The sequence below is a fragment of the Aliiroseovarius sp. Z3 genome, assembly GCF_029105185.1.
Classification (GTDB): domain Bacteria; phylum Pseudomonadota; class Alphaproteobacteria; order Rhodobacterales; family Rhodobacteraceae; genus Aliiroseovarius.
In genome coordinates, this window is record NZ_JAFMZK010000002.1 from 321,720 (window position 1) to 335,314 (window position 13,595).

14 protein-coding genes are annotated in these 13,595 nt (G+C 57.8%); 7 read left to right on the top strand and 7 right to left on the bottom strand.

What is annotated here, in order from left to right; genetic code table 11:
- Nucleotides 1-195: 195 nt before the first annotated feature.
- The 4 genes from J3R80_RS04565 to J3R80_RS04580 form a co-directional block, all read right to left on the bottom strand.
- Nucleotides 196-1,068, bottom strand: coding sequence for a TIGR01459 family HAD-type hydrolase (locus tag J3R80_RS04565; RefSeq protein WP_275392574.1), 873 nt, complete (start codon nt 1,066-1,068; stop codon nt 196-198).
- A gap of 121 nt (nt 1,069-1,189) precedes the next feature.
- Nucleotides 1,190-1,879 carry a LysE family translocator gene (locus J3R80_RS04570; RefSeq protein WP_275392575.1) on the bottom strand — a complete coding sequence of 230 codons (690 nt, stop codon included), beginning with the start codon at nt 1,877-1,879 and terminating at the stop codon, nt 1,190-1,192.
- Nucleotides 1,880-1,959: 80 nt separating this feature from the next.
- On the bottom strand, nt 1,960-2,880 hold the full coding sequence (locus tag J3R80_RS04575) for a manganese-dependent inorganic pyrophosphatase (RefSeq protein ID WP_275392576.1): 921 nt from the start codon (nt 2,878-2,880) through the stop codon (nt 1,960-1,962).
- A 107-nt stretch (nt 2,881-2,987) separates the two neighbouring features.
- The gene (locus J3R80_RS04580) at nt 2,988-3,515 is read right to left on the bottom strand and encodes a dihydrofolate reductase family protein (RefSeq protein WP_275392577.1); all 528 of its coding nucleotides are present in this window, start codon (nt 3,513-3,515) and stop codon (nt 2,988-2,990) included.
- 168 nt (nt 3,516-3,683) lie between these two features.
- Between J3R80_RS04580 and J3R80_RS04585 the strand changes: the two genes are divergently transcribed.
- From J3R80_RS04585 to J3R80_RS04605, 5 genes are all read left to right on the top strand, one after another.
- The gene (locus J3R80_RS04585; protein WP_275392578.1) at nt 3,684-4,337 is read left to right on the top strand and encodes a DUF2161 family putative PD-(D/E)XK-type phosphodiesterase; all 654 of its coding nucleotides are present in this window, start codon (nt 3,684-3,686) and stop codon (nt 4,335-4,337) included.
- Nucleotides 4,338-4,418: 81 nt separating this feature from the next.
- Nucleotides 4,419-5,552, top strand: coding sequence for a cytochrome c peroxidase (locus J3R80_RS04590; protein ID WP_275392579.1), 1,134 nt, complete (start codon nt 4,419-4,421; stop codon nt 5,550-5,552).
- 163 nt (nt 5,553-5,715) lie between these two features.
- Nucleotides 5,716-6,003: a co-chaperone GroES gene (locus J3R80_RS04595; protein WP_191286195.1), complete on the top strand. Its 288-nt coding sequence runs from the start codon at nt 5,716-5,718 to the stop codon at nt 6,001-6,003.
- Between the two features lie 40 nt (nt 6,004-6,043).
- Nucleotides 6,044-7,684 (top strand): chaperonin GroEL, encoded by a 1,641-nt coding sequence (gene groL / locus J3R80_RS04600; RefSeq protein WP_275392581.1) that lies wholly within the window; start codon nt 6,044-6,046, stop codon nt 7,682-7,684.
- Nucleotides 7,685-7,885: 201 nt separating this feature from the next.
- Nucleotides 7,886-9,022, top strand: coding sequence for a hypothetical protein (locus tag J3R80_RS04605; RefSeq protein ID WP_275392582.1), 1,137 nt, complete (start codon nt 7,886-7,888; stop codon nt 9,020-9,022).
- A gap of 53 nt (nt 9,023-9,075) precedes the next feature.
- Here J3R80_RS04605 and J3R80_RS04610 read toward each other — a convergent pair whose 3' ends face one another.
- A complete protein-coding gene (locus J3R80_RS04610) occupies nt 9,076-9,537 on the bottom strand; it encodes an NUDIX hydrolase (RefSeq protein WP_275392583.1) in 462 nt (153 codons plus the stop codon).
- 78 nt (nt 9,538-9,615) lie between these two features.
- Here J3R80_RS04610 and J3R80_RS04615 point away from each other — a divergent pair, with 78 nt between their 5' ends.
- Complete coding sequence (locus tag J3R80_RS04615; protein ID WP_275392584.1) at nt 9,616-10,386, top strand: alpha/beta fold hydrolase; 771 nt, start codon at nt 9,616-9,618, stop codon at nt 10,384-10,386.
- An 11-nt stretch (nt 10,387-10,397) separates the two neighbouring features.
- On the opposite strand, the gene hemN is transcribed toward J3R80_RS04615, so the two are convergent.
- Complete coding sequence (gene hemN, locus J3R80_RS04620; protein ID WP_275392585.1) at nt 10,398-11,753, bottom strand: oxygen-independent coproporphyrinogen III oxidase; 1,356 nt, start codon at nt 11,751-11,753, stop codon at nt 10,398-10,400.
- A 76-nt stretch (nt 11,754-11,829) separates the two neighbouring features.
- Here hemN and J3R80_RS04625 point away from each other — a divergent pair, with 76 nt between their 5' ends.
- Entirely contained in the window at nt 11,830-12,570 is a 741-nt protein-coding gene (locus tag J3R80_RS04625) for a Crp/Fnr family transcriptional regulator (protein WP_275392586.1), read from the top strand.
- Nucleotides 12,571-12,641: 71 nt separating this feature from the next.
- Here the strand turns inward: J3R80_RS04625 and J3R80_RS04630 are convergent, their stop codons facing one another.
- On the bottom strand, nt 12,642-13,481 hold the full coding sequence (locus J3R80_RS04630; protein WP_275392587.1) for a universal stress protein: 840 nt from the start codon (nt 13,479-13,481) through the stop codon (nt 12,642-12,644).
- Nucleotides 13,482-13,595: the final 114 nt, after the last annotated feature.

The window sequence follows — 13,595 nt, forward strand, 5'->3', positions numbered from 1 at the left end:
TGGATCCTCCGGGTCATAAAAAGACGATAAATCGCTCTGATTGGCAATAATATTACTTTGCAACTGCAGAAAATCAAGGGGAAATGTTGTCTGGAATGATTGAATGTGCCGAGCTGGAATTATGCAACACAGGCAAGGTGCGGCCTCGCGGCAGCCTCTTTTGCCTTTGTTAACAAGGGTAAATTCGGGCTGCGCCTAGCGCAGATAGCCGATGGCAAAGGTCGGTGTGACCATCTCTGCCGCCACAAATCGCTCAAGTGCGTCCGCATCAGGTTGGCGATCGGTCCGGGTTTCGTCCCGTGCCAGCCCACCGGTGATGAACAGAGAATCAATATCTTCGCCTTGTGCGCCCTTCACATCGGTCAGGATGCCATCGCCAATGGCAAGGATGCGCGAGTTGTCCACTGACCGCCCTTCGGCGATCATGCGCCGACGGGCCAGATCATAGATCGGCGGGTGGGGCTTGCCGAAGTAAAGGCTTTCACCCCCCATCTCGGTGTAAAGCTGGGCAACAGCGCCCGCACACCATTCCCGCTGCTCGCCACGATCCACCACGATGTCTGGATTGGCGCAGAGCAATTTCAGCCCGTTTTGCTTGGCCAGCAGAAGTTGCGGACGCAGTTCGTCAGGGTGGGCGTGGGGGTCGAACGGGCCGCAGCAGACGATACCTTCGGCGTGCTTCAGTTCGACCTCTTCAATCTCAACCGGATCGTTGATGATCGTCATCGGGTCGAAGAAAGACCGGTCATGCGCCTCGCCCATGAACCAGACCTTGCGACCAACGGCCCCCGTGAACATCGCCGCCCGCGCACTGTCGCCCGAGGTCGCAATCGTATCCCAACAGGCGCGCGGCACGCCGATCTGGTTCAGCTGGGCTTCGACCGAGGTCCGGTGACGCGGCGCGTTGGTGACAAGCACCACGAACCCGCCATTTGCGCGAACTTTGCGCAGCGCCTCGACCGCCTCCGGGTAAGCATGCACACCATCATGCACGCATCCCCACAGATCGACGAAATAGGCGTCGTAGTTTGCGGAAACTTCGCTGAGGTTTTCGATGATGCGGGTCATGGTGCGGCTCCTTGGTTAAGGAAGATATGGCAGAGCGGGACGGGGGTGGCTAGAGGAGTCGGGTTGGATGGCCCGCATCGTAGGCGAAGCCGCCTTTGCTATCAGAGGTGTGAATGTCTAGTTAGTTTCGAGCCTCTTGCATGCCAGCCCAAATCAAGCTGGCGCCCATGGCCCCAAATGCTACCGCAAAGATACCTTCAAACCATCTTGAGAATCGCGAGTAGCCACGCATGGCGACGCCGGTTGAAAACAGCCAAGCGTAGGTTCCGTAGATAATCAAACCCGACAATGCACCCATTGGCCCGAATGCCAGAACGTGCCAAGCACTCAGCCCTTGACCGAACAGGAACGAGGCGACTGCGGCCCACATCAGCGCAGCTTTAGGATTGGTAAGTAGAACCAGAACGCCACGGCGCCACGCAAGACCATCGCTCAGCGGTCGGGAATCGGGCGCGAAGGTCGTGTTGGCGCCACCTTTCAGCGTCGCGTATGCCGCCTTGATGCCAAGAAAAAGCAAGTAGCTACCTCCGACAAACTTCAATACCAGAAGCACTAGTGGAGACGCTTCTATCAGAGCGCCAAGCCCCAAGGCTGTCACCATAGACCAGACGAGCATGCCGGAAGAAATGCCAGCCACCACGAATAGTGCAGGCCGTCGCCCCTGCGCTAACCCGACCGACGCGACGGCCGCAAGGTTAGGGCCGGGTGAAATTTGGGCCGCCAGAACACCAAGCCACGTCAGTGCATAAATAGAAAACATGACGATGAAGCCCCCCGAAAACACTTTTGAACATGGTTGCTGACCCGTCATGGTTTGGCAAGGTCGCGCTTATACAAATGAAACAGGCCCGCGCAGTTGCGCGGGCCTTCCCAATCACAAATTGAACTGACTTACACTGCCAAATTCGGAATAATCTGCTTCTTCCGGCTCATGATGCCCGGCAGGACAACGGCGTCGCCCTCGACCTTGGCGCCGAAGCTCTTTTCGGCCACGCCTTTCACAACATCGTTCGGGATCAGCAGGGTGGCTTCTTCCTTCAGAATGTCCACGACGAACAGCAGAACTTCGTCCACGCCGTCCTCGGCTGCGACGGTTTTGAAGGTTTCCATCAGGCTCTCTTTGCGGCCCAGCGGGATTTCCGGCGCGGTGGTTTCCAGAACCGACACGCGGAACTTGGTGCCCGACACTTCGTATTCTTTCGAGTCCATGCGGATCAGTTCGGCGTCCGAGAACTCGGACACGTCCGATTTGGCGGCAAACATCTCGGCGGCATATTCGGATACGTTCACGCCCAGATCAGCGGCCAGCGCGGCCACCACTTCGCGGTCGCGGTCGGTGGTGGTGGGCGAGCGGAATTCCAGCGTGTCCGACAGGATGCAGGTCAGGGCGGCACCTTTGATGGCTTCCGGCATCTTGGCCACATCGTCACCCATCAGGTCGTACATGATGGTCGCGGTGCAAGCCAGCGGACGGATGGTGATGTCGATCGGGCCTTTGGTTTCCAGGCCGCCCACCAGCTTATGGTGGTCGATGATCGCCTGAACGTCTGCACCGTTGATGTTGGCGGGCAGTTCGGCCGGGTTGTTGGTGTCGACGATGACGCAAGGCTGGTCGTCGGCCACGTCCTCGATGATGTCCAGCATGTCAAAGCCCCAACGCTTAAGCATAAAGGCGGCTTCGGTGTTGGGCTGGCCCAGCAGAACCGGCTTGGCGTCAACGCCTTTCACGTCGTTCAGGTACCAAGCCCAAATCAGCGGCGAGCCGGTCGAGTCGGTGTCAGGCGATTTGTGGCCGAAAACAAGAGTGGTCATTTTGGTTTATCCGTCTTTATGAGTCACTGAATTTTGCCTGCCTTATAGGGTGCGCGCCCGCCCTTGTCACCTGCTGCGTTGCAGCATTTTCCGCGGGCGCGACCTGTTCAACGCATCAGTTCCAGCAAAGTAACGCCGGTTGCATAAGGCGTCACCGATTTGGTTTGCCAATGGGTTGTCAAAGGCGCGTCGGAAAACAGCGGAACACCTTCGCCCAGTGTTATCGGCGCGGACTTCAAAATCAGCCTGTCGATCAGACCTTGCTGCAAGACCCAGCCAGCAAACTGGCCCCCGCCGCATAGATAGATCGGCATGCCCTTCCTGGCTCGCAACGTTTCCAGATGGCTCAACCAGTCGGACCTTACGACGTTGACGTCGGACGTGTCGGGCAGGTTGATGGTGGTCGAGAAGATGTGGTGATCCATGTGCGGATAGGCACGTGCGCCCGGTTCAAGGCCGAACCCGTACCCGTATTCATAGGTGCGTCGGCCCATGATCACCGTGCCATATCCGGCCAGCCTGTTAAAATAGGGGGCAATGTGATCGCCTTCGCCGGGGAAGGCCGAAGCATCCCCGCCGGGGGCAGCAATAAAACCGTCAAGGCTGACGGCAACGTCATAAATGATTTCACGCATGAGGTATCCTGTCGTGTGAGTGTAAACCAACCCGGAAACGGGTATCTGAAACGGGTGGTTTACTTGATCACTGGCAGGGCACTCCTCTTGGATACGGACAAATTAGCCGAGCATCGGGCATTCGTAAATCCCTTGGCTCTGGCGCGTCGCTGACGTTAAAACCATATCATGTCGAAACCCGCCGAAACCGAGCTTTATGCCCCCGTGAAATCCTGGCTGGAAGGGATGGGCTATGAGGTGAAATCCGAGGTCGGCCCGGCGGACGTGGTTGCCCTGCGCGAAGGTGCGCCGCCGGTCATCATCGAATTGAAGGCGGGGTTTTCGCTGACATTGCTGCAACAGGCTGTGGCGCGGCAGGCGGTGACCGATCTGGTCTATGTCGCGGTGCCGCGCTGGACCGGCAAGCCCGGATGGAGAGCCTTCAAGGGAAATCTGCGGCTGTGCCGGCGGCTTGGTCTTGGGGTTCTGTCGGTCCGTTTGAAAGACGGGTTGGTGCAGGTCCATACCGACCCCGGTCCGTTCCAACCGCGCAAATCCAAGGTGAAATCTGCCCGGATTTTATCCGAATTCGCGCGGCGCGAAGGTGATCCCAACACCGGCGGCACGAACGGAAAGCTGGTAACGGCCTATCGGCAGGACGCCGAGAAGCTGGCCGCTTGTCTGGCGAAAGAGGGGCCGATGAAAGGCGCAGCGCTTGCAAAGGCCACAGGTGTCGCAACAGCCACGCGCATGATGGCGATCAACCACTATGGTTGGTTCGTGCGCGTGGAACGTGGCGTCTATGGATTGACCGATGAAGGCCGGGCAGCTCTTCCGGAATAATCCGACTTTTTTGATCGGGATCAATTTCCTTTGCCACGATTCTGGATTAAGAGCGGATTTGAATGTTTAGGAGCTTTTCCCATGCGCGTGTCTCTTGCCTCAGGTTTGATGATCCTGCTCGCGTCACCGGTCGCCGCGTTCGACAGTCTTGAGGAGCTGGGCGAGGCACTGTTTTTTGATGTGAACCTGTCGAAAAACCGCACCCAGTCCTGTGCGACCTGTCATGACCCGGAATACGGCTTTGTGGACCCGCGCGAAACGGATGTGGGGCGGGCCGTATCGCTTGGCGATGATGGTGAAAGCCTTGGGGATCGCACGGCCCCCACGGCGGCCTATGCGATGTTCACGCCGGATTTCGAACAGTTGGACAAGAAGGCATGGCGCGGTGGCATGTTCTGGGATGGGCGTGCGGCCGGATTGGACGGGCAGGCAGGCGGACCGCCCCTGAACCCGATCGAAATGGGAATGCCCGACGAGGCATCGGTCGTCGCGCGCCTTTCTGAGAATTCAGACTATGTGGCGTCATTCAAGGCGCTGTTCGGCGATGCGATCTGGGATGATGACACCGCCGCCTATGACGCCATGACACAGGCGATTGCCGCGTTTGAACGCACCGACTTGTTCGCGCCCTTCGACAGCAAATACGACCGTTTCCTGCGCGGTGAGGCCACACTTACGGACGAGGAAGAACTGGGCCGCGTGTTGTTCTTCTCCGAACAGTTCACCAATTGCAATCTGTGTCACCAGTTGCGGACCTCGCCCATTGCCGGGGACGAGACGTTTACCAATTACGAATACCACAATATTGGCGTGCCGGTGAACGCGGCGGTCCGGGCGGCGAATGGGGTGGACGGGCCGGATCTGGGCCTGCTGGCGAACCCGGATATCGACAGCGCCGATGCGGGCGGGCGTTACAAGGTGCCGACCCTGCGCAACGTCGCCGTTACCGGCCCCTACATGCACAATGGTGTGTTCGAGGATTTGCGCACGGTTGTCCTGTTCTATAACAAATACAACACGCTGGACGAGGATCGGCAGATCAACCCGGAAACAAGCAAGCCATGGCTGATGCCGGAGATTCCACAGAACCTTGCCGTGACCGAGCTGATTCATGGGCCCGCGCTGGATGACAAACGTATTGATGCGTTGGTGGCGTTCATGAAGACACTGACCGACGCACGGTACGAGCATTTGCTGGATGATCAGAACAATTGAAGCCGTTCGATTGATTGTGCAGACCGGCGGGCTGTGTGATGCGTGTCCAAATTTCTGGTTCGATTGCTTGACAGCCACAAAATGACTCCCTAACTCTGCGCCGTTAGCACTCGCATCCGGTGAGTGCTAAGAGAACTGAAACTGAGCTTAGGGAGTCTCAGAAATGGCATTTACACCACTGCATGACCGTGTGTTGGTCCGCCGCGTCGAAAGCGACGAGAAAACAGCAGGCGGCCTGATCATTCCGGAAAGCGCCAAGGAAAAACCGGCTGAAGGTCTGGTTGTTGCCGTGGGCGCTGGCGCCAAGGACGACGACGGTGATCGTATCGCCATGGACGTCAAAGAAGGCGACAAAATCCTTTTCGGCAAATGGTCCGGCACCGAAGTCACCATCGACGGTGAAGAGCTGCTGATCATGAAAGAATCCGACATCATGGGCATCATTGCCTGATTGTCTGACCGATTTACACGAATTTTCAGGAGTAAGCTAAATGGCTGCTAAGGACGTAAAGTTCGACACCGATGCCCGCAATGCAATGCTGCGTGGCGTCAATATCCTTGCTGACGCTGTCAAAGTAACCCTCGGCCCGAAAGGCCGCAATGTGGTTCTGGACAAGTCTTTCGGCGCACCGCGTATCACCAAAGATGGTGTCACGGTTGCAAAAGAGATCGAGCTTGAAGACAAGTTCGAAAACATGGGCGCGCAAATGGTGAAAGAAGTCGCCAGCCGCACCAATGACGAAGCCGGCGACGGCACCACAACCGCCACTGTTCTGACCCAGGCGATTGTGCGCGAAGGTCTGAAACAGGTTGCTGCCGGTCTGAACCCGATGGACCTGAAGCGTGGTATCGACCTGGCCGTGTCCAAGGTTGTCGAGAACCTGAAATCCATGGCTCGTGAAGTCAAGGACTCCGACGAAGTTGCACAGGTTGGCACCATCTCGGCCAACGGCGAAGCCGAAATCGGTCGTCAGATTGCAGATGCAATGCAAAAGGTTGGCAACGAAGGTGTTATCACGGTCGAAGAAAACAAAGGCCTCGAAACTGAAACCACCGTTGTCGAAGGCATGCAGTTCGACCGCGGCTACCTGTCGCCCTATTTCGTCACCAACCCCGACAAGATGATCGCCGAACTGGACGATTGCCTTGTTCTGCTGCACGAAAAGAAACTGTCGTCGCTTCAGCCGATGGTGCCGCTGCTTGAATCGGTTATCCAATCGCAAAAGCCGCTGCTGATCGTCGCAGAAGACGTCGAAGGCGAGGCGCTGGCAACTCTGGTTGTTAACAAGCTGCGCGGCGGTCTGAAAATTGCTGCTGTCAAAGCTCCGGGCTTCGGTGATCGCCGTAAGGCCATGCTGCAAGACATCGCGATCCTGACCGGTGGTCAGGTGATCTCGGAAGATCTGGGCATGAAGCTGGAAAGCGTGACCATGGACATGTTGGGTTCGGCCAAGAAAATCCAGATCACCAAAGACGAAACCACCATCGTCGATGGTGCAGGCGAGAAAGCCGAGATCGAAGCACGTGTTGCTCAGATCCGCGCCCAGGCCGAAGAAACCACTTCGGATTACGACCGCGAGAAGTTGCAAGAGCGTGTTGCCAAACTGGCAGGCGGTGTTGCTGTGATCCGCGTTGGCGGCATGACCGAAGTGGAAGTGAAAGAGCGCAAGGACCGTGTAGACGATGCTCTGAACGCGACGCGCGCTGCTGTTCAGGAAGGCGTCATCGTCGGTGGTGGTGTTGCCCTGGTTCAGGCCGGCAAAGCTCTGGAAGGTCTGGAAGGCGACAACGCTGACCAAAGCGCCGGTATCAACATCGTACGCAAGGCTATCGAAGCCCCGCTGCGCCAGATTGCTGAAAACGCAGGCGTCGACGGCGCTGTTGTGGCTGGCAAAGTGCGCGAGTCGTCGGACAGCGCATTCGGCTTCAATGCTCAGACCGAAGAATATGGTGACATGTTCAAGTTTGGCGTCATTGACCCGGCCAAAGTCACCCGCACCGCATTGGAAGATGCCGGTTCGGTTGCTGGTCTTTTGATCACCACCGAGGCTATGGTGGCTGACAAGCCGCAAAAAGACGCCCCTGCAGGCGGCGGCATGCCCGACATGGGCGGCATGGGCGGCATGATGTAAATCGAATTCCGTCAGGAATTCGATTGCGACAGGCGATTGGCCGCAAGGCCAATCTGCCGAAAGCGAGACCGGAGCAGACGAAGGGTGCCCAATTCGGGCGCCCTTTTCTTTTGTGGTGGTTTTTTCAACGTCGCCCCTTACAAAAGGATCTGACACTGTCTATGTTAACGGTCGTAACATAATCTATTGGCGGGGGCAGCCATGCTTCGATCCTTCATCCTTATTTTCATTACTCTTTTGGCGATGCCAGCCACCGCGCAAGAGGTTTATCGTTTCGGTAACGATGCCTATATGGCCGGGGACAACGTGACGCTGACAGGCGATGCGGTGGACGATGCGTTCATTGCCGGGAACACGGTGGTTGTGTCCGCCCCGATTGAGGGCAGCGCCCATGCAGGTGGCCGTTCGGTCTCAATCTCTGGGCCGGTGGGCAACAGCCTTTATGCCGCAGGGATGAACGTCAATGTCTCGGGCGGTGTCGGTGGCGATGCGCACCTGATGGGCGATACCGTATTGGTCAACGACAATGTTGGCGGCGACTTGCGCGCCGCTGCCCAACGGATCGAGATCAACGGGGCTGTTGGTGACAGCGCCTTGGTGGCTGCAGAGAACATCCTGCTGACCGGGGTCATTGCCGGAGACGCGAGCCTGGCGGTCGATAACATCAGCTTTGGTGATGCTGCCCGGATTGACGGTACGCTCTATCTGTACTCCGACGATCCGAACGGCATAGAAATTCCCGAAAGCGTTGTCCCGGAAGACCGGATCGAACGGCACAACGTCGACGACTTCGATGCCAGTGCGGACGGAGATGGAGGGGCGACACTGGATCGTTCCGGCTCCAGCTGGACCGCTTGGCTGGGTGGGAAAATCACGGCGATCCTGGTACTGACAGCTATGGTCACCTTGATTGCGGCCCTTGCGCCCACATTCCTGCTGGCGTTGCGGTTGCGCACGTTGGAAACACCCGCCCGCGCGCTTTGGATGGGCTTTCTGACGATTTCAGCACTGGCCGGATCTTTGTTCCTGTTTGCCATGACGGGCTTCGGAATCCTGCTGATCCCGGTGTCGATTGTCCTGGCCGTACTGCTTGGCTTTGCGGGATATGTCGTCGGCACCTATATCCTTGGGGTTGGTGTCTTGGGTGCGACCAACCGCCCGTTGCCAGAAACGCTGAGTGAACGCGCCATCGCGGCGCTTGTCGGCGCTGTTGCGATCACGATTTTGGCGATGATCCCGTTTATTGGCTGGATCGTCACCTTGGCGGTTGCTGTTACGGGGGCCGGGGCGCTGGTCATCCGCTGGTTCGCACCGGGATTCTATACCGAAGTGCGCTGATCCAATAAACACTGGAAACACCCCTGTTCGTGCAAGCTGGCAGGGGTGTTGTCTTATCTGACGATGGTTTCCAAAGCGTCATAGGCAGGCGCAGCTTCCGCCTCGCCCCACGCCAAAGCCGGCAGGGACAGCGGGCGGAAATGCAGCTCTGCAATCTGCGTTTTGCTGACCCATTGCCGATCCGTGACAACCGCCTCGGGATCCTGCCACGCAGGATCAAGCCGTCCGCTTAGCAATTGACACCGAAAGATAATTTCAACCTGGTGGAAACCTGTGCCCGGATCGTGAAACTCGTTCACCAAAGCGGGGACGTCCACGGAAATACTCAGGCCGGTTTCCTCGTGTACTTCGCGCATCAAGTTTTCCGGCAGGCTTGAGCCGGGTTCCACCCCGCCGCCGGGCAGGCACAACAAATCTGACCGTCCATCGGCATAGGCGTTTACCATCAACAGCCGGTCGTCGTGCAGGATCAGGCCGCGCACGGCCAACCGGGGTGTTTTGAACGAAATCGACATGCGCCAAGACTTGCTTATCCATCACCCTGTGACAAGCCGCCTCTCGCAACCTGCGGGCAAGATGCGTATCTATCCGGTATGTTCAGAACGCTGACACTTGCCCTTGGTTTTGCCATCACGCTTGCCGCGCCCATACGCGCGGATTGCGTGGTGCTTTTGCACGGCCTGGCGCGGTCGCCATCATCCATGTGGGTGATGGAGGAAAGCCTGCGCGCCTCTGGCTATGACGTGGTCAATCTGGGCTATCCTTCAACTAAGGCGAAGATCGGAGTGTTGGTTGAAGCCGCGATACCGCCAGCGTTGGAAGTCTGCGGAGATCAAAGGGTGCATTTCGTGACCCACTCGATGGGGGGCATCCTAGCGCGTGTCTGGTTGCAGGATCACCGCCCTGCAAATATGGGGCGCGTGGTGATGCTGGCCCCGCCAAATCAGGGGTCACAACTGGTCGATGCCTTCGGAAATCTAGAGCCGTTCGAATGGCTGAACGGTCCTGCCGGATTGCAGCTTGGCACCGGTGAGGATTCGGTGCCGAACAGAACCGATCACGCCGCCTTCGAACTTGGTGTGATCGCGGGCAACCGGTCCCTGAACCCGATTTATTCGGCGGTGATCGAAGGCGAAGATGACGGCAAGGTGTCGGTGGACAACACGCGCATCGGCGGCATGAACGATCATATTGTTCTGCCTGTGACACATACATTCATGATGGTGAACCCGCTGGTGATCGCGCAAGTCACGGAATTCTTGCAAAATGGCAAGTTCGATCACGACCTGACGCTGGCTCAGGTTTTGGACAATATCGCCACCGAGGCGGGATATCGTAACCGTATGTTGCGCAAGGATCGCTAGGTCAGGCGGGATCAGACCGCCTGACTGTGACCGCTTTCATTCATTTCGTAGTCGTCGAAATGGCGCGCGATCATCCGGGCGACGGGGCGTGCCTCTGGCCGGATAACAAGCGTCGTCCCGTCCAGATCGGTCGTGTCAGGCATCGCCTGTTCCAGCCCATCGACCATGGACAGGAAGTCCTCTGCCGGGCGATCAAATTCTGCCGCCAGCTTGGCGAAATCGACGCGGAAATAGCACAGCAATTCCTCGATCACGCGTCCACGCGCAAGATCTTCATCGGTAAAGACGTGACCTTTCGCGCCAGCCAAACGTCCGTCCCGCACAGCCGCCTGATATTTCGATGTCGCCGGTTCGTTCTGTGCGTAACCCTGCGGATAGCGTGCGATCGAACTGGCCCCCACACCGATCATCACCTTGGATGCGTCCTCGGTATAGCCCTGAAAGTTTCGTTTCATGGTTCCGGCCTTGTGGGCCTTGGCAAGACCGTCCGAGGGCAGGGCAAAATGGTCGATCCCGATCTCGTCATACCCGGCGGCGATGAAAAGATCACGAGCGGTGTTGTAAAGCTCAAGCCGTTCTTCGGCAGATGGCAGTGCTTCGGTCGGAATCAGGGTTTGGCGGCGGGCGACCCATGGGACGTGGGCATAGCCAAACAGCGCGACGCGGTCAGGACCAAGGCTGATCAGTTTTTCCACCGAATCGGTGATCCGCGCCGTGTTTTGGTGTGGCAGGCCATACAGGATATCCATGTTCAGGCTGTTGATCCCACGTGCGCGCAGACCATCCACCGCCTGTTTGGTGACTTCATAGCTTTGCGGGCGTCCGATGACTTCCTGAATCATCGGGTCGAAATCCTGCACGCCGATCGAGGCGCGATTCATCCCGGCATCGGCAAGCGCGTCCAGCCGCGGATCGTCGATTTCAGAGGGATCAATCTCGACCGAGAACTGGGCGCCTTTTGCCAGAGGCGACGTCGCCAGAATCGCTTCGGTCAGATCGGCGATCATTTCGGGTTGTAAAAGTGTTGGCGTGCCTCCGCCCCAATGCAGATGCTCCAGCTTGATCCCATCGGCGAGCAAATCTTTGATGGTCGCGAGTTCCTGTTTCAGGCTGTTCACGTAGGCCGCAACAGGTTCGGCAGTGGTTGTGCCTTGGGTGCGACAGGCGCAGAACCAGCACAGCCGTCGGCAAAACGGAATATGCACGTAAAGCGATACTGCTTCATGCGCCGGGATCGCGCCGATCCAGTCAGACAGGGTTTCAGCACCGATTCCCGCTTTGAAATGGGGGGCGGTCGGATAGCTGGTGTAACGGGGCACGCGCGCGTCAAAAAGACCGAGGCGTTTGAGTTGCGAAGTGGTCTGCATTCGCATAGGTTTGGATGACAATTGCGCGCGCAACTTTGATCAGGATCAAACAAGAAACATCTCTTGTAAAAAAACCATGAACGACATCAGTTTTAACCCTCGTGATTGTGGCACATGCCCTATTCGCCACCGTGCCGTGTGCTCGCGCTGCGAACCTGATGAGTTGGAGCAGCTTGACGCGATCAAGTACTATCGCACTTTCGAAGCGGGCCAGCCTGTGATCTGGTCCGGCGACCCGATGGAATTCGTCTCCAGTGTGGTCAGCGGCATTGCGACGCTGAGCCAGACAATGGAAGACGGCCGTACCCAGATGGTTGGCCTGTTGCTGCCGTCGGATTTCATCGGTCGGCCGGGACGCGATGCGGCGCCTTTTGATGTGGTGGCGGTGACGGATCTGACCTTGTGCTGTTTCCGCAAGAAGCCGTTTGAAGACATGATGGAAAAGACGCCCGCGATCGGCACACGGCTGTTGCAAATGACACTGGACGAGCTGGACAGCGCGCGGGAATGGATGCTGGTACTGGGGCGAAAGACCGCTCGGGAAAAGATCGCCAGCCTGCTGACCATCCTTGGGCGCAGGGATGCGTCGCTGCATAAGCGGCCCCCTCGGGATGGGATGAGCTTCGAACTGCCTTTGACGCGCGAATCGATGGCGGATTACCTTGGACTGACGCTTGAGACGGTCAGCCGTCAGATTTCTGCGCTAAAAAAAGCCGGTGTGATCGAACTTCAGGGCAAGCGTCGCGTCATTATCCCTGATCTTGAGGCGCTGATCGCCGAGACCGGCAGCGATATGGATGGTGCGCCAATCACCTAGGCGCAGTTCAAGCAATTGGCTTAATGTATTAAGGGCGCTGAAATCAGCGCCCTTTGGTTTGGTCGTCTTGGTTAATGCGCAAGCACGATGGGCACTTCCGCCACTTCCAGCATGTGACGTGTCGCGCCGCCAAGGATCGATTCGCGGAACCGCGAATGGCCATAAGCACCCATCACGATCATATCGGCATCCCGATCATTCGCATGTCTGTTCAGAATGTCCGAGATGCGCGGCATGGTTTTGGCCAGCACGCAGACTTCGGCCCGAACACCATGGCGCGCCAACAGTTGGCTCAGCGCCCCACCAGGATCAGACCGTTCCGGCCCATGCTGCGGCGGGTCGATGATGGCGATAGAAACAGATTCCGCCTGACGCAGGAACGGCAACGCCTGTCGCACCGCCCGCAAGGCTTCGGGGCTTTCGTTCCAGGCGACAACGATATTGCCGACGGTTTGCGGAAACTCGGCGTTGTCGGGCATCACCAGCACAGGAACATTACCGTCAAACAAGGCCGCTTCGACAATTGCTTCGGCATCATGGCCACGGCCTTCGCCATATGGACGGGGCATGACGACCAGATCGGCAAATCGCGTTCGGTGCGCGATGGCACCATTCAGCGCAACCATCTGAGCCGTCAGCGCCTCGCTTGACCAGGGCAATGCGTGGGCCGACAGCGATTGGCGGGCGAAAGTTTCAAGCTCCATTGCATCTTCGCGGGCCTGAGCCAGATTATCCTGCACGACGACGGCAGACGCGCCAGCATAGTAAAACCCTTGTTGAGAGCGGTCCAATCCAAGACACAACACGTCAAGATGGGCATCATGCATGCTGGCGACCGCTTTGGCGGCTTCAAGCGAGCCTTTGCAGTGGGTGGTATCAGTAACAACTGTGGTTACGGTGCGGTATGTCATTAGTTTGCCCTCCGATTTGGCCTGCTACTCAGCGTGCCTGTGTCGCGCCTGCGACGCTTTGACATGGGTCAATCAAGGTAAATCGGCGGTGTGTGACGTTTTTGATATGGATCA